This is a genomic window from Rheinheimera mangrovi, assembly GCF_003990335.1.
Taxonomy (GTDB): domain Bacteria; phylum Pseudomonadota; class Gammaproteobacteria; order Enterobacterales; family Alteromonadaceae; genus Pararheinheimera; species Pararheinheimera mangrovi.
The window spans coordinates 3,620,011-3,642,117 of sequence record NZ_CP034683.1 but is presented as its reverse complement, the minus strand read 5'-3'; the positions used below and the strand labels follow the sequence as shown (position 1 = coordinate 3,642,117).

22 protein-coding genes are annotated in these 22,107 nt (G+C 46.1%); 15 read left to right on the top strand and 7 right to left on the bottom strand.

Annotated features, from left to right (window positions below; translation table 11 throughout):
- The first annotated feature begins 17 nt into the window (after positions 1-17).
- From aroB to EK374_RS16545, 3 genes are read left to right on the top strand one after another with little or no spacing between them, the layout of a single operon-like run.
- Positions 18-1,085 carry a 3-dehydroquinate synthase gene (gene aroB / locus EK374_RS16555; protein ID WP_127025654.1) on the top strand — a complete coding sequence of 356 codons (1,068 nt, stop codon included), beginning with the start codon at positions 18-20 and terminating at the stop codon, positions 1,083-1,085.
- Entirely contained in the window at positions 1,082-2,872 is a 1,791-nt protein-coding gene (locus tag EK374_RS16550; protein ID WP_127025653.1) for an SPOR domain-containing protein, read from the top strand. Before aroB ends, EK374_RS16550 begins: the two co-directional genes overlap by 4 nt.
- Before the next feature lie 36 nt (positions 2,873-2,908).
- Complete coding sequence (locus EK374_RS16545) at positions 2,909-3,808, top strand: Dam family site-specific DNA-(adenine-N6)-methyltransferase (RefSeq protein ID WP_127025652.1); 900 nt, start codon at positions 2,909-2,911, stop codon at positions 3,806-3,808.
- On the opposite strand, the gene EK374_RS21165 is transcribed toward EK374_RS16545, so the two are convergent.
- From EK374_RS21165 to EK374_RS16530, 3 genes are all read right to left on the bottom strand, one after another.
- On the bottom strand, positions 3,727-3,921 hold the full coding sequence (locus EK374_RS21165; protein ID WP_127025651.1) for a DUF2970 domain-containing protein: 195 nt from the start codon (positions 3,919-3,921) through the stop codon (positions 3,727-3,729). The two genes, EK374_RS16545 and EK374_RS21165, sit on opposite strands and share 82 nt — an antisense overlap.
- Before the next feature lies 1 nt (position 3,922).
- Positions 3,923-4,189 carry a hypothetical protein gene (locus EK374_RS16535; protein ID WP_127025650.1) on the bottom strand — a complete coding sequence of 89 codons (267 nt, stop codon included), beginning with the start codon at positions 4,187-4,189 and terminating at the stop codon, positions 3,923-3,925.
- 168 nt (positions 4,190-4,357) lie between these two features.
- Positions 4,358-5,110, bottom strand: a complete 753-nt coding sequence (locus EK374_RS16530) for a TorF family putative porin (protein ID WP_127025649.1) — start codon at positions 5,108-5,110, stop codon at positions 4,358-4,360.
- 240 nt (positions 5,111-5,350) lie between these two features.
- Between EK374_RS16530 and rpe the strand changes: the two genes are divergently transcribed.
- From rpe to speD, 11 genes are all read left to right on the top strand, one after another.
- Complete coding sequence (gene rpe, locus EK374_RS16525) at positions 5,351-6,025, top strand: ribulose-phosphate 3-epimerase (RefSeq protein WP_127025648.1); 675 nt, start codon at positions 5,351-5,353, stop codon at positions 6,023-6,025.
- The gene (locus EK374_RS16520; RefSeq protein ID WP_127025647.1) at positions 6,025-6,708 is read left to right on the top strand and encodes a phosphoglycolate phosphatase; all 684 of its coding nucleotides are present in this window, start codon (positions 6,025-6,027) and stop codon (positions 6,706-6,708) included. The genes rpe and EK374_RS16520 overlap by 1 nt, the downstream gene beginning before the upstream one ends.
- On the top strand, positions 6,709-7,740 hold the full coding sequence (trpS, locus tag EK374_RS16515) for a tryptophan--tRNA ligase (protein ID WP_127025646.1): 1,032 nt from the start codon (positions 6,709-6,711) through the stop codon (positions 7,738-7,740).
- Between the two features lie 47 nt (positions 7,741-7,787).
- Entirely contained in the window at positions 7,788-8,393 is a 606-nt protein-coding gene (locus EK374_RS16510) for an anthranilate synthase component II (protein ID WP_127025645.1), read from the top strand.
- A 22-nt stretch (positions 8,394-8,415) separates the two neighbouring features.
- The gene (locus EK374_RS16505) at positions 8,416-9,534 is read left to right on the top strand and encodes an HDOD domain-containing protein (protein WP_127025644.1); all 1,119 of its coding nucleotides are present in this window, start codon (positions 8,416-8,418) and stop codon (positions 9,532-9,534) included.
- Between the two features lie 323 nt (positions 9,535-9,857).
- Positions 9,858-11,075 (top strand): aspartate aminotransferase family protein, encoded by a 1,218-nt coding sequence (locus tag EK374_RS16500; protein WP_127025643.1) that lies wholly within the window; start codon positions 9,858-9,860, stop codon positions 11,073-11,075.
- A gap of 103 nt (positions 11,076-11,178) precedes the next feature.
- Positions 11,179-12,195 (top strand): arginine N-succinyltransferase, encoded by a 1,017-nt coding sequence (astA, locus tag EK374_RS16495; protein ID WP_127025642.1) that lies wholly within the window; start codon positions 11,179-11,181, stop codon positions 12,193-12,195.
- 19 nt (positions 12,196-12,214) lie between these two features.
- Positions 12,215-13,687 (top strand): succinylglutamate-semialdehyde dehydrogenase, encoded by a 1,473-nt coding sequence (gene astD, locus EK374_RS16490; protein ID WP_127025641.1) that lies wholly within the window; start codon positions 12,215-12,217, stop codon positions 13,685-13,687.
- A 171-nt stretch (positions 13,688-13,858) separates the two neighbouring features.
- Positions 13,859-14,209: a DUF3802 family protein gene (locus tag EK374_RS16485; protein ID WP_127025640.1), complete on the top strand. Its 351-nt coding sequence runs from the start codon at positions 13,859-13,861 to the stop codon at positions 14,207-14,209.
- Positions 14,210-14,278: 69 nt separating this feature from the next.
- Positions 14,279-14,713 carry an OsmC family protein gene (locus EK374_RS16480; protein WP_127025639.1) on the top strand — a complete coding sequence of 145 codons (435 nt, stop codon included), beginning with the start codon at positions 14,279-14,281 and terminating at the stop codon, positions 14,711-14,713.
- A 63-nt stretch (positions 14,714-14,776) separates the two neighbouring features.
- Complete coding sequence (speD, locus tag EK374_RS16475; RefSeq protein ID WP_127025638.1) at positions 14,777-15,583, top strand: adenosylmethionine decarboxylase; 807 nt, start codon at positions 14,777-14,779, stop codon at positions 15,581-15,583.
- 144 nt (positions 15,584-15,727) lie between these two features.
- Here speD and EK374_RS16470 read toward each other — a convergent pair whose 3' ends face one another.
- The gene (locus tag EK374_RS16470) at positions 15,728-16,621 is read right to left on the bottom strand and encodes a phosphoribulokinase (RefSeq protein WP_127025637.1); all 894 of its coding nucleotides are present in this window, start codon (positions 16,619-16,621) and stop codon (positions 15,728-15,730) included.
- Between the two features lie 108 nt (positions 16,622-16,729).
- Here EK374_RS16470 and EK374_RS16465 point away from each other — a divergent pair, with 108 nt between their 5' ends.
- Positions 16,730-17,599, top strand: coding sequence for a TolB-like translocation protein (locus EK374_RS16465; protein ID WP_127025636.1), 870 nt, complete (start codon positions 16,730-16,732; stop codon positions 17,597-17,599).
- Here EK374_RS16465 and EK374_RS16460 read toward each other — a convergent pair.
- From EK374_RS16460 to EK374_RS16450, 3 genes are all read right to left on the bottom strand, one after another.
- On the bottom strand, positions 17,596-19,374 hold the full coding sequence (locus EK374_RS16460; protein ID WP_127025635.1) for an ExeM/NucH family extracellular endonuclease: 1,779 nt from the start codon (positions 19,372-19,374) through the stop codon (positions 17,596-17,598). The genes EK374_RS16465 and EK374_RS16460 overlap by 4 nt on opposite strands.
- A 405-nt stretch (positions 19,375-19,779) precedes the next feature.
- Complete coding sequence (gene purD / locus EK374_RS16455) at positions 19,780-21,066, bottom strand: phosphoribosylamine--glycine ligase (protein ID WP_127025634.1); 1,287 nt, start codon at positions 21,064-21,066, stop codon at positions 19,780-19,782.
- 75 nt (positions 21,067-21,141) lie between these two features.
- Positions 21,142-21,966 carry a class I SAM-dependent methyltransferase gene (locus tag EK374_RS16450; protein WP_127025633.1) on the bottom strand — a complete coding sequence of 275 codons (825 nt, stop codon included), beginning with the start codon at positions 21,964-21,966 and terminating at the stop codon, positions 21,142-21,144.
- Positions 21,967-22,107 lie beyond the last annotated feature (141 nt).

Below are 22,107 nucleotides of genomic sequence, written 5' to 3'. Positions count from 1 at the left end.
TATAAGGAGAGCTGTTGATGCAAAAAGTTGCAGTACAACTTGGAGAGCGCAGCTACCCTATCCTGATCAGCCCCCATTTATTTACCCTGCCTCTGACGGACTACTTACCTCAAGCCCGTCAGGTGGTAATTATTTCTAATCCAGTGGTTTCAGGGTTATATTTGCCTGCTGTCACTGCATTATTTCCCGACTCTGTCGTTCATTCCTTTATTTTACCTGATGGCGAAGCCTACAAGACGCTGCAATCTTTTGAGCAGGTGATGTCCTTTTTGCTTGAGCAAAAGATTAACCGTGATGTGTTGCTGGTGGCTTTAGGTGGCGGAGTGATAGGCGATCTGACCGGCTTTGTTGCCGCTTGTTACCAGCGTGGCGTGCGTTTTATTCAAATTCCTACCACTTTGTTGTCTCAGGTGGATTCTTCGGTGGGTGGCAAAACCGCAGTGAACCATCCGCTGGGTAAAAATATGATTGGTGCTTTTAAGCAACCTGATCTGGTACTGATTAATACTGCTGTTTTAAGCTCTCTACCTGCCTCAGAATTCGCAGCTGGTATGGCGGAAGTCATCAAGTATGCACTAATCAGCGATCTGGCATTTTTCAATTGGCTGGAGCAAAATCAGCAGGCGATCCGTGAACTGCAACCTGCAGTCTTAGGTGAAATGATCCGCCATTGTTGCCAGATGAAAGCCGACATTGTCAGCCGCGATGAAACAGAGCAGGGCGAACGGGCTTTACTCAATTTAGGCCATACCTTTGGCCATGCTATTGAAGCCTTTCTGGGTTATGGCCACTGGTTACACGGTGAGGCTGTGGCCGTAGGTATGGTGATGGCCACACAACTAGCGGTGAGCCGTGGTGATGTCAGTTGCGACGAGTTACAACGTATCATTCGCTTATTGTCTGCTTTTAATTTGCCTGTAGCGCCTCCTGTGCAAATGAAGATCGCAGATTTTATGCCCTATATGAAAACCGATAAAAAAGTACAGGCAGGCAAAATGCGCTTTATCGTTCCGACCTCCTTAGGACAAAGTGCAATAGTCGATGATGTGACCGAACAAGAACTAATGGCTATCTTCAGCATATGAGTAAACAAGCTCTGCAACAGCGCTTAGCGCAACATTCAGGCCTTTTAGCCTCTCAGCGTCAGTTACTGCAACGGTTGTTGTTGCAACTGGAGTTTAACCAACCTGATCGCTTACAACTGATTGGATCAAGTGGTAGTGGCAAATCTACGCTGATCCTGACTTTAGCTGAAATTTGCTCTGAGCAGTTTAACGTAGCCTTGTTACAGGCAGATATAGGCCTGGCTCCTGTTGATGTGTTAAAAGTATTGCAGCAGCAATGGGTCGGTTCTGCATCTATGCCTCGTACTTTGACTGATTTTGTCGCTCAGTTGAGTAAATCAGAACAATACCTGTTGCTGGTTGATGACGCGGATCAACTCAATGAAGAGAGCTGGCAACTGCTACAGCAACTGCCTGTCAGTGTGTTTGTCAGCAGCTTAAAAGCTAAAAGTGATATTCGCCTTGCGATGAATATTCCGGCTTTTACTGAAGACGAAGCCGCCGAATTATTGGCGCCATACAATTTACAGGGCCGCGAACAGCGCGAGCGTATTGAAGATTGTGCTGGTGATCTGCATTTGTTACTGCATGGTCTGAATGCCAATCCACCCCGTAAAACAGCTGGTATTCCCAAACAAAAACCAGAAGTTGCCACTTCTCCACTGGCGTTTTCGGCACGGGAAGACAGAGAAGCTCCGGCTTTTGTTGTAAGCGCAGCAGACTCAGGTTTTGACTTAAGCGGCAGAGACGACCCATTAGGTCTGCGGGCTATAGATACGGCAGATGAGCAACCGTCGTTTTCGATTGAAACTGAGCAACGTACTGATTACCGCAGTGGCGCTACGGAAGAGCGAAAAGCAGCGAAACAGGCTTCAGGCCAGTTCTTTTCACCCTTTTTAGTGATGAGTATTGGTTTTGGCTTGATTGCAGCTGTAGTGATGTTCTGGTTGTGGACTGAACAGCAGTTCCGCCACCCTGTAGCTGACGATATAGTGCCTTATTATCCTGCCTCAACGGATACAAGTGCAGCTGCTCGTTTAGAAAAAGATCGGCAATTTGAGCCTACAGTCGAGATCAAACCTGAAGTTCCATCCTCTGCCAATACAACGGCAAAGACCTCGAATGCGACACAAGACTCTATTGTTGATCAGGGTTTACCTCAAATGGCGATGGAGAAGAATACAGATAGCGCCAGCATGACGATACAACAGGAAGTAGTAAAAGATGACAACGGTTTGCCACAACAGAAAATGATCTCTATGACTATTGAATCTGAGCCAATGCGCGAGCAGCCTGTGATCCCTGCGCTGCCTGCACCTGGTGAAGAAGCTCCAGTGGTTACTGAGCCAGAGCCTGCTGCAGAAGTGTCTGTAAAACCGACTCCGGCTGAGGCTGCATCTGAGCAAAATGATTTAGTGGCAGAAATGGCTGCGGATGCAGCAGATATTGTTCCGGAGACGCTTCCGGAATCAGCTCCAGCTGCTAGCCCGGCAACAAGTTCCGCAGGGCATGATTCTGCCGCTTTACTGGGGATGTTGCCTGATACAGTAGCTATTCAGCTTGGGGTGTTTTCACAGGAAGCTGCTGCGAAAAAGTTTCTGCAGCAATACTCTAGTTTAAACCTGCAGCTTTACAAACGTCAGCAGCAAGGCAAAACCCAGTTCGTGGTGGTGTCGGCCTCTTATGTCAATGGTGGTGCGGCGCGTCAACAGGTGAAGTCTTTACCGGAAGAGTTAAGACAACAAACTCCTTTTGTAAAACCATTAAGCGATATTCAGCGAGAGATCCGCTCAGCCAATGCGAACTAATTTCACACAGCTGCAGAGCTCACATATGGCTTGTGTATGCTAAAGAAGTCCAGAGCTTTCCTGAAATGGGCTGGCGGCAAATACAATTTAGTTGATGCTATCTCACAGCAGCTGCCAAAGGCACCTTTATTGGTGGAGCCTTTTGTTGGGGCTGGTTCAGTGTTTTTAAACACAGATTATCCAGAGTATCTGCTGAACGATATCAATGCTGATTTAATCCATTTGTACCAGTTATTGCAGAATCAGCCCGCTCGTTTTATCGCGGATGCCAGAAGTTTGTTTGTGCAAAGCAGTAACGAAAAAAGCAGCTATTTGTCTTTCAGAGAACAATTTAATCAGAGTACAGACAGCTATCAGCGCTCTTTGTTGTTTTTGTATTTAAACCGCCATGGTTATAACGGTTTATGCCGTTACAACAGCAGTGGTAAATTTAACGTGCCTTTTGGTAGCTATAAAAAGCCGTATTTTCCTGAAGCTGAGCTATGGTTTTTTGCCGAAAAGGCGCAAAAAGCCAAGTTTGTTTGTATGGATTACAATGCGTTGATGCAGCAAATCAGTTCACCAGCAGTGGTGTATTGTGATCCACCTTATGTACCACTGAGCCGTACAGCCAGTTTTACCTCTTATGCGAAAAACAGTTTTGATTTGGATGATCAGGCTGAACTGGCGAATCTGGCGGAAAACTGCCAAAGCCGCGGTATCAGTGTGGTGATCAGTAATCACGACACAACTTTAACCCGTAAGCTGTATGAAAAAGCACAACTGACGTCTATTCAGGTAGGGCGTTCTATTAGTCAGAAAGGCGCAACGCGTGGAAAAGTCGCAGAGCTGTTTGCGTTATACGCAACAAAGGATCAGCGTTCTACAACCCAGCTGACCAGCAGTAGTAATAGCACTACAAAAGCCACGACAGCAAAAATTCCGGCAACTAAATAAGGCCAGATGACTGTTGTCTGAAAGTCTTGTTGCCGTTGCTGTTCAGATTGAACTCCAACAATAGCGCCGAATACAGCTTTGAGTACTTGCTTAAAGCCAGGGGCTTTTGCCATTTTAACCTCTGTGGTCAAAACGATTCAGTAACTCCAGTAAATCGACGAAATGAAACTGAGTGGAGCGGCTGTTGCCTTGCAGCCAGCTAAACCAACTTTGCTGAGATGGTTTGCATAATGAAGTGATAACCAGGGGCTTAGATGGATCGGCTTGCACTGAAGCCTGACATAACTCAGTCGTTGCGCTCTTATGGTTATAAGCAAAAACACCAATACACAAACTAACGACCAAAACGGGCATTATTTTGCGGGATGCTAGCTGCTTCATATGAACCTCAACTGGTTGAATTATGTGCTGGATAATACTCAAGTTGACTACAAGTTACAAGTTTATAACTTCACAGAGTAGTGACAAAAGTCACTTTTTATACCAGCTTTTTACTACAGTGGGTTGAATAAACAGGGCAAAACTTAGATTTTGCCCTGTTTGCACGGTTTAGAAGGTTTTGCTTAAGGTCAGCACTGCACGACCGTCACATAAATTACATTCTGCTGAACCGTCGATATCCGTATCAGCATACTTCAGAGACACGCCTGCACCTAAGACTTCAGTACTGAAGCCGATGCTCCAGTCTATGTAAGTATCGCTACCAACAGGACCCGCGGCTAAAAAGGTTTCAAACTCGGCTTCGTCTTCAAAAGCGTTGTAGCCAAAGTGTAAATCTAATGCGATGTTTTCTACCAGGCTGTATTTGTAGTCTGCAGACAGGTAGTAATAGTCATCGACACCAGTACCAAAATAGTCAGGTGAATAAGCTACACCTAAAGTCCAGCTGTCATAGAAGAACTTGGCATAACCTTCGTAGAAGTTAAATTCATCAACCGCATTGTCGCCTTTTGGATAGCGGTATTGCATCACGCCAACGTCCACATTCCAGCTGTCGTTTAAGGCACCGGTCCAGCCAGCCAGAATATCCAGCTCCATGCTGCCTTCGCCAAATTTAATATTTGAACCCCAGGTTGACAAATAAAAGCCTGATTCACCGCTTAATGTAAAACCACCCTGCACAGCCGGGCCTTCATCCGTCTGAGAGATACCACGGAATAAATAATCAGAGGTCAAGGCTACGTTGCCTGTCAGGCTTGCCGCACCTACACCGAAACTGCTGCCTGCAATGAGTAATGCTACGAGGCTACGGCGAATTGTTTTACTTGTTGCTTTTGATCCCAGTGTTACTTTTTTTGTCATTTTATTTGCCCTTATCTATTAGTTCCCATCAATACAGTCCATTTTTTATGCCATTGCTTTATTTCTATGTAAATCAATTGGATAGTTAAAATGTGCCAGAGTGTTTTATTATTTATGTGCAAAAACGGTGCGTTGTTGCTTGATTTTCGTGCAGAACGCCTTGCCGACAAAGATGATTTTTTCTTAATGATTCAGTAAAGTCTGGGCCTTGCGTTATTACAACTGCCTTTTGGAGATCAGATGCGTCAACCAAACTGGATTGCTCCGTCAATTTTATCCGCAGATTTTGCTCGCCTGGGTGAAGACGTCGTTCGTGTGTTAAAAGCCGGAGCCGATGTTGTGCATTTTGATGTGATGGACAACCACTATGTGCCAAATTTAACTTTTGGTCCGATGATTTGCAGTGCGTTGCGTAACTATGGTGTAACAGCTCCTGTCGATGTGCATTTGATGGTGGAAAACGTCGATACTCTGGTACCTGCTTTTGCTGATGCTGGTGCTTCGATCATTAGTTTTCATCCTGAAGCGTCGAAACACATCGATCGTACTTTGCAGCTTATTCGTCAACACGGCTGTAAGGCGGGTCTGGTGTTTAATCCGGCCACTCCATTAAGTTACTTAGACTATGTACTGGATAAAGTGGACTTAGTGCTGTTGATGTCGGTCAACCCGGGGTTTGGCGGTCAGTCTTTTATTCCCGCAACCTTAAAGAAGCTGCAACAGGCCCGACAGATCATCGACCAAAGTGGGTTACCCATTCGGCTGGAAATAGATGGCGGTGTGAAGGTAGAAAATATCCGCGAGATAGCAGAAGCAGGCGCTGATACTTTTGTGGCCGGTTCTGCTATTTTCAGCCAGAGCGATTATCAAAAAGTAATTGATCAGATGAGAGCTGAACTGGCTGGAGTGAACTAGTGCAGCCTTTTCAGTTATTAGCCTTTGATTTAGATGGCACTTTAGTCGACAGCGCTCCTGACATTTTAGCCGCATTAAATCAGATGATGGCTAGGCTTGGCAAAGCGCAGGTTAGTCTGATGCAAGTGCAGCATTGGCTTGGCAACGGCATGGCGATGCTGATTAAAAGAGCACTAACAGGCAGGCTTGAACCCGGCAGTTGCGATGCAGCTGAATTTGAAACTGCACAGCAGTTGTTTATTGATTTTTACCAACAAAGCAACGGCTCTGCAACCCGCTTATTTGATCTGGTGCCTGAAGTATTAGCACAGCTAAGTGAGCGTTATCCCCTGGCTTTGGTCACCAATAAACCACGGCAGTTTACCGAACCTTTGTTAGAACATTTGCGGATCGGGCGCTTTTTTAAAGCTATCTGGTGTGCAGATGACGTGGCTAAAGCCAAACCTGATCCGCAGATGTTGCTGGCACTTGCAGAACAGCAGCAACTTCAGGTTACAGATATTTTGCTGGTGGGTGATTCGGAAAACGATATATTTGCTGCCCGTGCCGCTGGTATGCCTGTTATTGCGCTGAGCTATGGGTATAATCACGGCCAATCCATTGCGCATAGTCAGCCGGATCTGGTGTTGGAGTCTTTTTCCTCGCTGCCAGATGCCATTTGTAGTTTAGAACAGGAAAGATAGATGTCAGAGTCAAAATCCAATAGCCCAACAGCTAAACCTATAGTTTTAAGTGGTGCTCAGCCTTCAGGTCAGCTCACCATAGGCAATTATCTGGGGGCCTTGCGCCATTGGGACAGGATGCAGGACGACTACGACTGTTTGTACTGCATTGTGGATTTGCATGCCATCACAGTGCGTCAGGACCCTGTTGCGCTGCGTAATGCGTCGCTCGACAGTCTGGCTTTGTATCTGGCTTGTGGTATAGATCCAAACCGCTCCAGCGTCTTTATGCAGTCTCATGTGCCGGAGCACAGTCAACTGAACTGGATTTTAAATTGCTATACCCAGTTTGGCGAATTAAGCCGTATGACGCAGTTTAAAGATAAATCTGAACGCCATGCCAATAACATAAATGCTGGTTTGTTTACTTATCCTGTGCTGATGGCGGCTGATATTCTGATCTATAACGCCCACCAAATTCCGGTCGGCCATGATCAGAAGCAACATCTGGAACTGGCCCGTGACATCGCCACTCGTTTTAATGCTTTGCATGGCGACATTTTTACTGTGCCAGAACCTTATATTCCTGACGTTGCAGCGCGGGTAATGAGTTTGCAGGAGCCGACGAAAAAGATGTCGAAGTCGGATGAGAACCCATGGAATTTTGTTGGTTTGCTGGAAGATCCGAAGATGATCAGCAAAAAATTCAAAAAGGCCATGACAGACTCAGAGGATCCTCCTCGTGTCACTTACGATCTGGAAAACAAAGCCGGTGTTGCCAACCTGCTGAGCATCTTAAGTGGTGTGACTGGGAAGCCGATTGACAGTCTGGTTGCTGAGTATGAAGGCAAAATGTATGGCCATTTAAAAGGCGACGTGGCTGATGCCGTGATTGCGTTATTAGAACCAGTGCAGGCCAAATTCCATGAAATTCGTCAGGATCAGAGCCTGATGAATCAGGTATTAAAACAAGGTGCAGCAGAGGCAAGAGCCCGTGCTTCAGTCACACTTGAGAAAGTCTATGACGCTGTAGGTTTTGTCTTACCTGGCTAACTAACCTTGGGTTTGATTGATAATAGTGCTTTAAAAGCCGGATTGTTATGATTTTATTGATAGATAATTACGATTCTTTTACCTACAATTTAGTTCAGTATTTTGCTGAATTAGGTGAGCAGGTGCTGGTGCGTCGTAATGATGAAATCAGCCTGACGCAAATTGCGGCTATCCGGCCTTCTAGCCTGGTGATATCACCAGGTCCTTGTAGTCCTGATCAGGCCGGAATATCGCTGGCTGCCATTCAGCATTTTGCCGGACAAATTCCTATATTAGGGGTTTGCCTGGGGCATCAGGCAATAGCCCAGGCTTTTGGCGCTAAAGTGGTGCGGGCTAAAACTGTGATGCATGGCAAAAATTCGCTGATTAAGCACAGAGAAGAAGGCCTGTTTAAAGGCTTGAATAACCCCTTGAGTGTGACTCGCTATCACTCTTTGGTGGTTGAAAAAGATTCGGTGCCTGATGATTTTAGTATTGAAGCCTGGACTGAAGCAGATAGCCCGGAAATCATGGCTCTGTCGCATAAAAAGCTGGCTGTGCATGGGGTGCAATTTCATCCTGAGGCCATATTAACTGAGCAAGGTCATCAGTTATTACGGAACTTTCTGACATTGTGCAAAGGCCTGAACAATAATGATAAATATGATGTGTAAACACATAAAGTAAAGGGTAGTTATGTCTTTGTCTTCTTTCTCCTCCCTGGAGCAGCTGTTTATCGATAATCTGATTGGTGTTGACCCTAATCAGAAGCGGTTACGTTATTTAAAAAACCAGCAAACAACGAACGAGCAACGTCCTATGCTGGAAGTAGAACGTAAAGCTCAGGAGGCACGCCAGTCTGGCGAGAATGCAAAAAAAATCTTCCTCGACTTTACTCAGGCCCATTTGCACGATGAAGTTGCTCAGGAACTAATGCAACGCCTGAGCAGCATTGAAGTGGTCAGCAGTTCGTTGTTTGACCTGGGACCAAACTTTCCGGCATTAATCGATGCATTAAGCGCTAAAGCTGTGACCTTGAACCAATTGGACCCGTTGATCACTAACGTGCAATGGTTGAAAGAAGATGTACTGAGGTTAGTGAACCAGCCGCGTTATCGCAATAAAACCAGCTCTGGTAATCTGGTGAAAGATATTAAAACGGCATTGCGCTTTTTGGGTATTGAAGCTTTGCAGGCATTGGTACCCGTTTATGCATTTCGCCATTGTATTCCACACTCCACAGATCCTTTTGCCCAGTTTAAAGTCAAAATATGGGAGTATTCTTTAGCTACTGCTTTATCTGCCCGTGAAATTGCAAATTCACAGGGTCTGAATGGTTTTGTTGCCTTTTGCGCCGCTATGTTCCAGACCATGGGGCATATGGTGGTGATCCGAAATTACCTGCGAAGTTATGCTCAGGTGAAGCGCACCGAGTTGTTGCGAGCCCGTGATGCCCGCGATAATGAGCTGACAGACGCTTTAGAAGCTTTAGATGCAGATGCTGGTTTCTTATCCAGCAGCATTGAAGAATTTGCCGGCATCATCAGTGCTGATTTAATTGCCCGCTGGCAGTTAAAACGTATGCCGCTTGCTGCTATTTTGGATCAGATTGTTGATGAAACGCCTTTAAGCAGCTGCACAGATTTAACCCGTGTAGTTAAACAAGCCAATACTTATGTTCAGGTGAAATTTTTAGTTCAGGAACAACGGCTTGAAGTGGATGATGCCAATAAGTTATTAAATGACGCTGGCATTCATAATGAAATGCGAAAAATGTTATCTGGACTTGACCTGAAAAAACTGTCATTTGAATAATTTCAAAAAAATTACTCCATAAACATGCAGTTTTTTTCGACAAATCTTCTATCGTGCCAAATGGCAGAGCAGAGCAACAGGGACATTCGTTCGTCTGTGTTTTTCTGCTCTGTTTCCCTGTGAAAGCTAATAGCTAGTTATTCACATCCTATGCAAAACTATCTGGAAGCCTTATTTTTCAAGGCTTTTAGCGGTGTCGTCTGCAAGACTTTTTATTTTTTATCTGCAATAATGCGGTGAAGCATCTTTTTCCGTCCGTCGTTTTTTTGCTGAAAAAAACAGCCAGAGCAAACTACGGACCTTTATTGCAACAGAGGTAAAAAATGGCAGAACATATTCAGGTCACCCGTGCACTTTTTGATGAAGTGATGGTTCCAAATTATGCACCGGCACCTGTTATTCCGGTTCGTGGTCAGGGCTCTCGCGTTTGGGATCAGGCGGGTCGTGAATACGTTGATTTTGCAGGTGGTATAGCGGTGAATGCCTTAGGTCATTGCCATCCGGCTTTAGTCTCCGCTTTAAAAGAACAAGCTGACAAGTTGTGGCATCTAAGCAATGTGATGACTAATGAGCCTGCTTTGCGTTTGGCACAGAAGTTAGTCGACAGTACCTTTGCCGAAAAAGTCTATTTTGCCAACTCTGGCGCTGAAGCCAATGAAGCCGCTTTAAAGCTGGCACGCCGTTGGGCTCTGGATAAGTTTGGTGCACAAAAGCAACAAATTATTTCTTTTGGCAAAAGTTTCCACGGCCGTACTTTTTTTACTGTGACAGTAGGTGGTCAGGCTGCGTACTCAGATGGTTTTGGTCCTAAACCTGGTGGCATAGATCACGCTGAATACAATAACCTTGAAAGCTTAAAAGCGCTGATGTCGGATAACACTTGTGCCGTGATATTAGAGCCTTTGCAAGGCGAAGGCGGCATTATTCCCGGTGATCTGGCGTTCCTGCAAGGTGTGCGTGATTTATGTAACCAATTCAATGCACTGATGATTTACGATGAAGTGCAATCTGGTGTAGGTCGTACCGGTAAATTATATGCCTACATGCACAGCAATGTAGTGCCTGACATTCTGACCACAGCTAAATCTTTAGGCGGTGGTTTCCCGGTGGGCGCTATGTTAACTACGACTGAGATTGCCAGTCATTTAAAAGTGGGCACTCATGGTAGTACCTATGGCGGCAATCCACTGGCTTGTGCTGTAGCAGAAGCGGCGTTGGATACTATCAACCAGCCTGAAGTGTTAAATGGTGTGCTGGAGCGGGAAAAACTGTTCCGTCGTGAACTGGCAGCGATCAACGAAAAACACAATGTATTCAGTACCGTGCGTGGTCAGGGTATGTTGCTGGGGGCTGTACTCAATGAAGAGTTTAAAGGCCGTTCACGCGACTTTTTGCTGGCGTCTGCTGATCAGGGCTTATTTGCTTTAGTTGCAGGCCCGGATGTGATTCGTTTTGCCCCTTCGTTAGTGATCCCTGAAGCAGACATTATCGAAGGTTTTAAGCGATTTGAACAAGCTGTAGCTCAGGTAAAACAAGGCTGAACTTTGCCTCTGTACACTGTCTGATTACAAATACAATAAAGCAAAAAATGAAGCGCCCGCTACGATCGGGCGCTCTGAAGCAAACTAACTGGAGTAAGCGACTATGATGGTCATTCGCCCAATCCGAGCCGAAGATTATGCTGAACTGTACGACATTGCTGTCGAATCAGGTCATGGCTTTACTTCGTTGCCCGTCAATGATGAGTTGTTACAACGTAAGATCAGCCGGTCGGAAAGTTCCTTTGCCAAAAAGGTAACGAAGCCAGGTGATGAGGGGTATCTGTTTGTACTGGAAGACCCTGCAACAGGCGCTGTAGTAGGCACCAGTGCTATCGAAGCCGCAGTAGGGCTGGAAGATGCGTTTTATCATTACCATTTAGGTAAGGTAGTGCATACCTCCCGTGCTTTAGGGGTTTATAACCCGGTAGATATTCTGACGCTTTGTAATGATTACACCGGAGTGTCAGAGCTTTGTACCTTGTTTTTACGCGAGACGAGTCGCAAACAAAACAATGGTCGTTTGTTATCTAAGTTCCGTTTTTTATTTATTGCCGAATTCCGTTCGCGTTTTGCCGACAGGGTGATTGCTGAAATGCGAGGAGTGTCCGATGAAGATGGGCACTCACCGTTCTGGAAATGGCTGCAGGACAGCTTCTTTTCAGTGGATTTCCCAACAGCAGACTACCTGACAGGTATAGGCCAGAAGGTGTTTATTGCTGAGCTGATGCCGAAGTACCCAATTTACGTCACTTTATTAAGTAAAGAAGCTCAGGCTGTAATAGGCAAAGTGCACGAAAAAACCCGTCCGGCTTTAGCTTTGCTGCAATCAGAAGGTTTTTCTAATACTGGTTATGTCGATATTTTTGACGCAGGCCCAACGGTTGAAGCCAAAGTAGAGCATATCCGCAGTGTGCGCAGTAGCCGTAAGTTGCAAGTCCAGATTGGTGCTGTCACAGGTGGCCAATCCTACATGGTGTCAAACACCAAACTGGAGGACTTCAGAGCCACCTGGCTTTACCTGCAACTGGCAGAAGACAGCGAAGTGGTAATCTTACCTGCTGAATGCGCAGAACTATTGCAGGTAGGTAACGGCGATTGGGTGCGTTTAGCCCGGATTTAATCTTTAACGGACAACGATCATGACAGAACTTGCAGTGCAATTTATCAATGGCCAGTGGCAACAGGGTGCTGGCCTCTCATTTTCCTCGTTAAATCCGGCTAAACAACAGCTAATTTGGCAAGGTCAGAGCGCCGATTCCACACAGGTGAACAGCGCCATCGAAGCGGCAAGAGCCGCTTTTGAACACTGGAGCGAATTAAGTTTTGATGCTCGTTTACAGATAGCCCGCGCCTTTGCGGACCAACTGACCGAACACAAAGAACAGTTCGCTTTGTGCATTGCCGAAGAAACAGGTAAACCGCTGTGGGAAACCCGTACAGAAGTGGCTGCCATGATAGGCAAGATCGACATTTCTGCCCGGGCTTATCAGGAAAGAACAGGGGTGAAAGAAAATCCTATGCCACAAGGCAAGGCTTGGATCCGTCATAAACCTCATGGTGTAGTGGCTGTATTTGGTCCTTATAATTTTCCAGGGCATTTGCCCAATGGTCATATAGTGCCTGCTTTATTGGCAGGTAATACGGTGGTGTTTAAACCCAGTGAGCTGACGCCAAAAGTGGCAGAACTGACGGTGCAGTTATGGCAAAAAGCTGGTTTACCTGCTGGGGTGCTGAATTTGCTGCAGGGTGAAATTGATACGGGTAAAGCTATCGCCAGTCATCCCGGTATTGATGGTTTATTTTTTACCGGCAGTTCTGGCACAGGTCATTATTTGCATCAGCAGTTTGCTGGTCAGCCGCATAAAATTCTGGCGCTGGAAATGGGTGGCAATAACCCTCTGATCGTCCAGAAAGTCAAAGATGTTGACGCAGCTGTGCATGACATTATTCAGTCGGCTTTTATCTCAGCTGGCCAACGTTGTACCTGTGCCCGTCGTTTGTATTTGCCTGTAGGTGAAGAAGGCGATGCCATACTGGCCCGTGTACTTGAAGTCACTAAGGCTTTGAAAGTAGGGCTGTACGACGACGCAGAACAGCCATTTATGGGCACATTAATTTCTGAAAAAGCAGCTTTGGGTATGCTTAAAGCGCAGCAGGATTTAATAGAACGTGGTGCTAAGGTGTTGTTATCTATGCAGCAACAAGCTCAAAGTCCGGCCATGTTGAGCCCAGGTATTTTGGATTGCAGCCAGGTCAATGATATGCCAGATGAAGAGCATTTTGGACCATTGTTAAAAGTATTCCGTTTTACTGATTTCAGTGAAGCAATTAAAGCAGCTAATAACACCAGCTTTGGTTTGTCGGCAGGCTTGTTGTCGGATGATGAAGAGCTGTATCAGCTGTTTTTCCGTAAAATCCGTGCCGGCATAGTCAACTGGAACAGGCCTATCACTGGAGCAAGCTCGGCAGCTCCTTTTGGTGGCGTTGGCGGCAGTGGAAATCACAGAGCCAGTGCTTATTACGCCGCGGATTATTGTGCTTATCCGGTCGCCTCTGTCGAGCTGGATCAATTGCAGCTTCCTGCGCAGTTGTCACCAGGTTTGCGTTTCTGACGCAAGCGACGTGTGTTTTTTAGTTTTATTTCAATCGGGGCCTTGCCCCGATTTGTTTTATGAAAAAAAATTTGCTTAAATGACACTCACTTAACCACAACTTGTCTGGGCTTTTGTGTCATGCTCAGAAGGTTGAATTTCTGCGTTGTGCACTATAGGTGTCCTTTTTGTATGGTAACTGATAAACCCGGCTATGAGCATTTGATCCAGTTTCTCACGGAGCATTTGTCGCTGTTTGAACAACGCGGCCCTGTCGTCGCTGGTGCTAAAACTCTGGGTGAAGTGCTGGAAGAGTCCATCGCTGAGCAAATTATCCAGCTGTGTACTCAGCATACCGAACTGGAAATGAACCATCGCAGCATGATAGTGCGCGAAGTAGATGGTATTTTGTATGACTTCCAGGAGGTTTTAGCTTCTGTTTTGGAAGAACCGGCCACGGCGCAGCAGACAGAGCTCATTCAGGAAATATCATTGTTGATCAAAAACCTGTTTGACAATGCCATTGCGGCTTTGATGGATTAATCTTAACTAGCCTCATCTGACTGTTTTCCGTAAAATAGTCGTTCTTTTATACGGACAACAGGATCTTCTATGCAAGCCAGCGTAAAATGGGCCGGTGACCAGACTTTTATCGGTCGTTCTGATAGTGGCCACAATGTGGTGTTTGACGCTCATAAAGAAGGCAGTGCTGCACCCAGCCCTATGGAAATGGTGCTGATGTCAGCTGGTGCCTGTTCTTCGGTTGACGTTGTTAGTATTCTGCAAAAAGCCAGACAGCAAGTCACGGATTGTGAAGTGATTTTAACTGGAGAGCGTGTAGAAACCATTCCTCGTGTATTCAGTAAAATTCATCTGCATTTTGTCGTGACTGGTTTTAATGTCAGCGAAAAACATGTGGAAAAAGCAGTGAATTTGTCGGCTGAGAAATACTGTTCTGTTTCTATTATGTTGTCACAAAGTGTCGAAGTGACGCATTCTTTTAGTGTGAAACAATCCGAAGTACAGCCTGCGGCTGAATCTGAATAAGGATTGCATCAGAGCTGTTGTTCTATACTGGACCACAGTGCTGACTATTGAGGTAAAGAAGACGTGGTTAAACCTTTTGAAAAACTAAGACTGCATGGTTTTAATAACCTGACCAAGAGCCTGAGTTTCAGCATTTACGATATCTGCTATGCCCAGACTGAGCAACATCGTCAGGAGTATATCTCCTACATCGACGAGCAATACAATGCCGATCGTCTGACCGATATTCTGAGTGAAGTGGTGGATATTATCGGCGCCAATATTTTAAATATTGCCCGGCAGGATTATGACCCACAAGGCGCCAGCGTGACCATTTTGGTCTGTGAAGAACCTATTGAAGGTTCACCGGATAACTCAGAAAATCCAGGCCCATTGCCGGATTCTGTGGTGGCTCACCTGGATAAAAGCCATATTTGTGTGCATACCTATCCTGAAGTGCATCCACAGGATGGCATCTGTACTTTCCGCGCTGATATTGAAGTTTCGACTTGTGGTTTAATTTCACCCTTGAAGGCGCTGAACTTCCTGATCCACAGTTTTGAGTCAGACATAGTGACCATAGATTACCGGGTGCGTGGTTTTACCCGTGACGTGAAAGGTGTCAAACACTACATAGACCATCCTATTCATTCGATTCAGAATTTTATGGACGAGCAGACTAAAAATGCCTTCCAGATGGTGGATGTGAATGTGTACCAGGAAAACCTGTTTCACACCAAAATGATGCTCAAAGAGTATGACTTGAACAACTATCTGTTTGGTACAGGTGTTGGTGAGCTGGACGATGTTGAGCGTAAAACCATCAACAAAAAAGTAAAACGCGAAATGCGGGAAATCTTTTACGGCCGCAATTTACCGGAAATGGAATAACTTAGTTTCCCCGTTATACCCAAAGTAATTGGAGTTGCAGATCGGCGGCACGTAGGGGCGTGGTTTATCCGCGCCCGTCCCGACGCCAAACCAATGCCGGGAACAGGCAGGCAACAAAGCTGCAGCTTCAAGTACGAAGGCTAATTATTCCAGCCAGTTAATCTGCCCCCTGGCCTGACGCCTTTTAATAATCAGCTGCTCTACCAGCGGCGTTAAAATCAGTTCCATCGCCAGATTCATTTTTCCTCCCGGCACCACCAGTGTATTGACCCGTGACATAAAAGCGCCGTTGATCATTTGCAGGTAATAAGGGAAGTCGACATGTTTAATGCCACGGAAGCGGATCACCACAAAGCTTTCATCCAATGACGGAATATCTTTGGCACTGAATGGGTTGGAAGTATCGACCGTAGGCACGCGCTGAAAGTTGATATGAGTACGGGAAAACTGCGGAGTGATCTGATTCACGTAATCATCCATGCTGCGCACTATGCTCGACATCACGGCCTCGCGGCTATGGCCACGTTCAGAGGTGTCGCGGATGATTTTTTGGATCCACTCTAAGTTGACTATAGGTACCATGCCGATCAGCAAATCCACATGCTGAGCCACATTGTTTTGTTCAGTTACTACACCACCATGTAAGCCCTCATAAAACAACAAATCGGTGTTAGGGCGTAAATCTTGCCAGGGCGTAAAAGTGCCTGGCAGTTGGTTATAAGGCACAGCTTCATCAAAGGTATGTAAATACTGTCGTACTTTGCCAGTACCTGTTTCGGCATAACTTGAGAACAGCGATTCTAAAGCGGCAAAGTCGTTCGCTTCTGCGCCAAAGTAGCTGATATGTTTGCCATGTTCCTTAGCTTTACGTACTTCCAGATCCATTTCTGGTCTGCTGTATTTGTGAAAACAATCTCCTGCGACAAAACCTGCGTCTATACCAAGGCTGCGGAATATATGTGAGAAAGCGCTCATCGTGGTGGTAGTGCCAGCACCTGAAGAACCTGTGACCGCAATAATAGGGTTTTTGTGAGACATAAAAAGCCAGGTTGTGTTGATTGTCAGCCGACTACCATAAAGGATAAAGTAAGGTTACTGCAAGCACAGTAATGAAGCTGTTGCTCATTCACCCACAAGGACTATCAAGTGCGATTACTTTCTCTTGCTTTGGCTGCTATGGTTTTACCCGTGGCAGCAGCTTTACCACAATACAATTTATATCTGGCTGATTTATCAAAAGATTTGTCTGTTTCTAACAGCGTAAAAATTAACGAAGCTCCAACTTATATCAATCAGCCAACTTTTAGCATGGACGGGAAAAGCTTATTTTTTACGCTGGAGCAAGGTAAAGATACAGCAGCTCAAACTGATATAGGGCTTTATTCTGTAGTAGAGAGAAAGCAGCAACTGCTGAGCAAAACAGCGTTAAGTGAATATTCGCCCACCTTATTACCTGATGGTTCAGGTGTATCCGTAGTTGTAGTGGAAGCCGATCAAACACAACGATTATGGAAAGTGGACTGGCAGGGCAACAGCAGTTTGCTAAAAGCCGATCCGAAAGGGGTGGGTTATCATGCCTGGGGGCAGGATCAGGATCTGTTGTTGTTTATTCTGGGCGATAAAGAAGACAACCATACAGTGCGTTATCTGGATAAAAACGGCAAGCTGACGACGCTGGCGACAGGGGTAGGCCGGGCGTTAAGCTGGCAACCTGGTACTCAAAAAGCTTATTACACTGAGGCCAAACACGAGCAACTCTATTTAAGTTTTTACGATGTGAAAACCAGAACTACGACTGCGACTGAGCTGGCGCTGCCTGAGAAAGGTCAGGATTTAGTCTGGTGGTCAGCTGATACTTTACTGGTATCAGCTGGTACAAAAATTTATCAGTGGCAAGCCTCAGATAAACAAGGCTGGACTTTGTGGTTAGATTTATCGAAAGACTGTGGTACTGAAGTCAGCCGTTTTGCGCTCAATAAAGAGCGCAGTCAGCTGGCTTTTGTTTGTAAGCTTTAAAACTTAAAGTCGATCAACACCGGGTCATGATCCGACGAGCGGTAAGGATCCGGTGCATACCACATCTTTTGCTGTGCTTCTGATTTAAATTCTGTGTTGTAATCCAGTACGGCTGGCTCGTCGGCATTGATATTCCAGTGCTGGAATTGAGTCAGCTGTTTCGCCATGCTTTTGCTGGCAAGGGCGTGATCTAAAGACCCTGTACGACCTTGATACACATAAGAATAATGGCCGGTTTCAGCAACTGGCGCCAAATGCATCCAACCTGCTTGTTCCAGTGCATAAATTGGGTCTTCTTTACGGTAAGCATTTAAATCGCCAATCACCAGTTGATGTGGGGTATTGACGCCTGTAGGTTGGCTTTGCAGCCAGGCAGCTAAGGCTTTTGCCGCTTCTACACGAGACTGATTCCAGCAGCCTTGGCCATCTTTATTGTCATTGTTGCCATGGGTTGTTGTGTTGGATTGCTTATCCGGGCAACTGCCTTTGGATTTAAAGTGATTAATACTGACGGTAAAGGAGGTTGACGCTGTTTTGGCTTTGAAGCTCTGCGCTAAAGGGGCACGTGAACCATAAGCAAATGGTCCTTCGGCTGTCACTGCCGCTTTGCCTGTCTCAGTCACCTTTTGCTGGTTATAGATCATCGCAACTTTAATCGCATCATTGCCCTGAGAGCTCTCTGGTTTGACAAAAGCATAACGATTTTCGCCAAGCGCTTTATTCAGTTCGCGCACTATAGTGGCCAAAGCACTGCGCTCGTCAAAACCATTGTTTTCTACTTCCAGCAAACCTATCACATCAGCATCCATGCGGGATAAAGCCGCTATCATTTTGGCTTGCTGGCGCTCTAGCTCATTTGCATTTGTAGCACCACGGCGGGTAGGAAAAGGATTGGCTGCGGTTTCACCGGTAAAAAAGTTCAGCACGTTAAAACTGGCCACCCGGATTTGATCCGCCGCTTTGGCTTTTGGCGCTTCAGTTCTTGCATTGCTGGTTTCAAAATCAGGCACTTGTGCCGCAACTAAGCGGTAACCTTGTTTAGTTTCAATTAAATAACCCTGCAGGTTTTTCACTGTATCGCCAACCCGCACCGTATTGCTGGCTGATAAATTGCCGTCAGGGAAAATAACAGGGTCTGGATTCTGTTTAAAAATACCATCGTCCAGCCACAGTTGGCTTAAACGCTGTTGTTGCTCTAACTGCTGGGCTTCTTTACCTGGTCTGTGTAACTCTGTGGCAACCCAGAGTCTTTTATCGGCCAGTAAAATTTCACCGTAGCGTGCTAACGGATAAGTGTCGTTGACAATGAGAGGTTGGGAGAACGACAAATACTGACCTTCCAAAGCTTCCCAATCTTGTCTGGATTGAACAGGCAATTTTGCGGCTACAGGCTTTGGCGCTGTTTGTTGACCACAGACTGAACTGGTGACATCCACTAAAGCTGTCATGCCATTGAGCTCAGCCACTTTACCCTTCACTTGAACCTGCTGACCTGGCTTCGCTGTCTGCACCAGCTCTTTGCTGGCGATAAATAGAGCCTCACTGGTTTTTGGATTGTTATCAGGCGTCAAACTTTGGATCAAAATGCCTGCCGCTTTACTGCCCGGATACAACACTGCAGTGACTACACCTGATGTAGACACAGTGTTGTTTAACAGCGGGCTTTGTTTCGCATCGCCCTGAATTGCTGCAATAGCGGTTTCTGTCTGACAAGCGGCAGAAACAGCAAATGAACCAGTGGATAGCACCAGTAAAGTAAAAATGGATAATTTCATCAAAAGAGTCCTTTAATTCAGGAGCATAAGCACAGATCCGTACAGCCTAAGGCACCCAGAAAAATCTACAAGGGCAAATCGTTGAAATTCGTATGAAATTGCTGTGAACGGCGGTTAAATAAAAAATTGCCTGGAGCAATTTTTAACATTGGAGCGCAGCGACGATGGCCCCAAGGGGAGCGCCAAGGATGGCAGCGAATAAAAAATTGCCTGGAGCAATTTTTAACATTGGAGCGCAGCGACGATGGCCCCAAGGGTGAGCGCCAAGGATGGCAGCGAATAAAAAATTGCCTGGAGCAATTTTTAACATTGGAGCGCAGCGACGATGGCCCCAAGGGTGAGCGCCAAGGATGGCAGCGAATAACAAAGGCGCCATAAAGGCGCCCTTGTCTGATATCCATCTAATCAGCTGTTTTCACGTTTGATGGCGCGGTAACCTATATCACGTCTGCTGAAAACACCGTCCCACTGCACTTTATCAGTCAGCTCATAGGCTGCTTTTTGTGCCGCGGTCACATTGGCGCCTAAAGCTGTGGCACAAAGCACCCGACCACCTGCTGTCAGCACCTGACCGTCTTTTAATACAGTGCCAGCGTGGAATACTTTGGCTTCACGGCTGTCCTCTGTAGGTAAACCTGAAATCACATCACCTTTGCGATAATCATCCGGATAACCACCAGCAGCCAGCACTACACCTACAGCGGCGCGGCCGTCGAATTTAATCTCTTGCTGGGCTAATTTACCTTCCACAGCGGCCTGGCACAGCTCAACTAAGTCGGACTGTAAACGCATCATAATTGGCTGAGTTTCAGGGTCACCAAAACGACAGTTAAATTCCAGTACTTTACAGGTGCCATCTGGCGATACCATCAAACCTGCATAGAGGAAACCTGTGTAGATATGGCCTTCAGACGCCATCCCATTCACTGTTGGGTAAATTACATTCTGCATTACCCAATCGTGTACGGCAGGAGTCACTACTGGTGCTGGCGAATAAGCACCCATACCACCTGTGTTTGGACCTTTGTCACCATCATCACGGGCTTTATGATCCTGAGATGATGCAAAAGCTAAAGCGTGAGTACCATCGACCATCACGATAAAGGAAGCTTCTTCACCTGTTAAAAACTCTTCAATCACCACACGGCTGCCAGCTGAACCAAACTTGTTACCAGAGAGCATATCGTCAATGGCTGCAAAAGCTTCAGCTTCATTCTGGGCGATAATCACGCCTTTGCCGGCAGCTAAACCATCGGCCTTGATGACTATTGGAGTGCCATTGGCTTTCACATAAGCTTTAGCTGGCTCTATGTCCGTAAAGTTAGCGTAAGACGCAGTAGGGATTTTGTGACGGGCTAAAAAGTCTTTGGCAAAAGCTTTCGAGCTTTCTAACTGAGCAGAGGCCTGAGTTGGGCCAAAAATAGCTAAGCCTTGCTGACGGAAGGTATCAACCACACCTTTGGCCAGTGGTGCTTCAGGACCCACTATAGTCAAAGCTATGCCTTCTCTTTTGGCAAAAGCGGTCAGGGCAGGCACATCGTCTGCTGCAATAGCCACATTAGTCAGATTGGCTTCCAGCGCAGTACCTGCGTTACCCGGAGCTACAAAAACTTGTGTCACATGAGCAGATTGTGCTGCTTTCCATGCCAGAGCATGTTCACGACCACCACCACCTATTACTAATACTTTCATTGTCAGTCTCGCCCTAATCAAAAACTAAAAAATATTAAAAACTAAAAAATCAGTGTTGCTAAAACAAACAGCAGCCTATTTGGCTGCTGGTTTGCGGAATTTCAGAGTCATACGGTCACTTTCACCAATGGCCAGATACTTGTCTTTGTCCTGCTCTTTTTGTGACAGAGTAGGAGGTAAAGTCCAGACACCACCCGGATGGTCGGCTGTATCTTTTGGATTGGCGTTAATTTCGCTACTCTCTTCTAAGACAAAACCCGCTTTTTGCGCCAATTCAACCGCCAGACTTTGCGGGAAGTAGCCTGACTTTAACCAGTCGGCTGATTTTTTATCTTCGGGTAAACGGTGTTCCACTACACCTAACACAGCATCAGGTTTTAACGCTGCGTAAAAGGAAGCAAAAGCATCGAGCATACCTTGTTCACCTTTTTGCATATACCAGTTATGCAGGTTACGGAAGGTTAGTACCACATCGGCACTGTTAGCCGGAGCGACTTGTTGATTAGGTAACGGAGAGAATTCAGTGATAACAACCTGAGAGTAGGCGTCATCAGCAGCCAGCTTCTCTTTAAAGGCTTTCAGGTTGCGTGTCGCGTATTCGGAGGTGCTGTTGGCAGGGAAATGAGCCGCATAGTATTTGCCTTCTTTGGCCAGTAAGGGCGCCAGAATTTCGGTGTACCAGCCAGCACCAGGAGCTATTTCAACCACAGTGCTTTGTGGTGTAACCCCAAAAAAAGCTAAGGTTTCAACCGGATGTCTGTATTGGTCTCGTACTTTGTTGGCTTCAGTACGGGCTGGGTTTTGCACCGCTTGCTGTAAAGCTGTGGTTGCAGTATCTGCAAAAGAAAACTGGCTAAGCACTAAACTGGATACTAAAACGAATTGCGATAACGCCTTCATAACACGATCCTTCTGAGTTAAAAACCTGCGCTAGTGTAACAAAGCACAAGATCTTTTGCAGTCAGAAAAAACCAGCGGCCGTGTTTATGGGATAACGGGGCTGAATAAAAAGCTTTAGATGGCTGGACTGCTAAATTTCAA

What these genes read in the sequence shown, in the direction of transcription:
- astD (WP_127025641.1), top strand. Translation starts at nt 12,215, where the DNA reads ATGACAGAACTTGCAGTGCAATTTATCAATGGCCAGTGGCAACAGGGT.
- EK374_RS16500 (WP_127025643.1), top strand. Translation starts at nt 9,858, where the DNA reads ATGGCAGAACATATTCAGGTCACCCGTGCACTTTTTGATGAAGTGATG.
- purD (WP_127025634.1), bottom strand. Translation starts at nt 21,066, where the DNA reads ATGAAAGTATTAGTAATAGGTGGTGGTGGTCGTGAACATGCTCTGGCA.
- EK374_RS16480 (WP_127025639.1), top strand. Translation starts at nt 14,279, where the DNA reads ATGCAAGCCAGCGTAAAATGGGCCGGTGACCAGACTTTTATCGGTCGT.
- EK374_RS16510 (WP_127025645.1), top strand. Translation starts at nt 7,788, where the DNA reads ATGATTTTATTGATAGATAATTACGATTCTTTTACCTACAATTTAGTT.
- EK374_RS21165 (WP_127025651.1), bottom strand. Translation starts at nt 3,921, where the DNA reads ATGGCAAAAGCCCCTGGCTTTAAGCAAGTACTCAAAGCTGTATTCGGC.
- trpS (WP_127025646.1), top strand. Translation starts at nt 6,709, where the DNA reads ATGTCAGAGTCAAAATCCAATAGCCCAACAGCTAAACCTATAGTTTTA.
- EK374_RS16530 (WP_127025649.1), bottom strand. Translation starts at nt 5,110, where the DNA reads ATGACAAAAAAAGTAACACTGGGATCAAAAGCAACAAGTAAAACAATT.
- rpe (WP_127025648.1), top strand. Translation starts at nt 5,351, where the DNA reads ATGCGTCAACCAAACTGGATTGCTCCGTCAATTTTATCCGCAGATTTT.
- EK374_RS16470 (WP_127025637.1), bottom strand. Translation starts at nt 16,621, where the DNA reads ATGTCTCACAAAAACCCTATTATTGCGGTCACAGGTTCTTCAGGTGCT.
- EK374_RS16505 (WP_127025644.1), top strand. Translation starts at nt 8,416, where the DNA reads ATGTCTTTGTCTTCTTTCTCCTCCCTGGAGCAGCTGTTTATCGATAAT.
- aroB (WP_127025654.1), top strand. Translation starts at nt 18, where the DNA reads ATGCAAAAAGTTGCAGTACAACTTGGAGAGCGCAGCTACCCTATCCTG.
- EK374_RS16535 (WP_127025650.1), bottom strand. Translation starts at nt 4,189, where the DNA reads ATGAAGCAGCTAGCATCCCGCAAAATAATGCCCGTTTTGGTCGTTAGT.
- EK374_RS16545 (WP_127025652.1), top strand. Translation starts at nt 2,909, where the DNA reads ATGCTAAAGAAGTCCAGAGCTTTCCTGAAATGGGCTGGCGGCAAATAC.
- EK374_RS16460 (WP_127025635.1), bottom strand. Translation starts at nt 19,374, where the DNA reads ATGAAATTATCCATTTTTACTTTACTGGTGCTATCCACTGGTTCATTT.
- EK374_RS16485 (WP_127025640.1), top strand. Translation starts at nt 13,859, where the DNA reads ATGGTAACTGATAAACCCGGCTATGAGCATTTGATCCAGTTTCTCACG.
- EK374_RS16550 (WP_127025653.1), top strand. Translation starts at nt 1,082, where the DNA reads ATGAGTAAACAAGCTCTGCAACAGCGCTTAGCGCAACATTCAGGCCTT.
- EK374_RS16450 (WP_127025633.1), bottom strand. Translation starts at nt 21,966, where the DNA reads ATGAAGGCGTTATCGCAATTCGTTTTAGTATCCAGTTTAGTGCTTAGC.
- astA (WP_127025642.1), top strand. Translation starts at nt 11,179, where the DNA reads ATGATGGTCATTCGCCCAATCCGAGCCGAAGATTATGCTGAACTGTAC.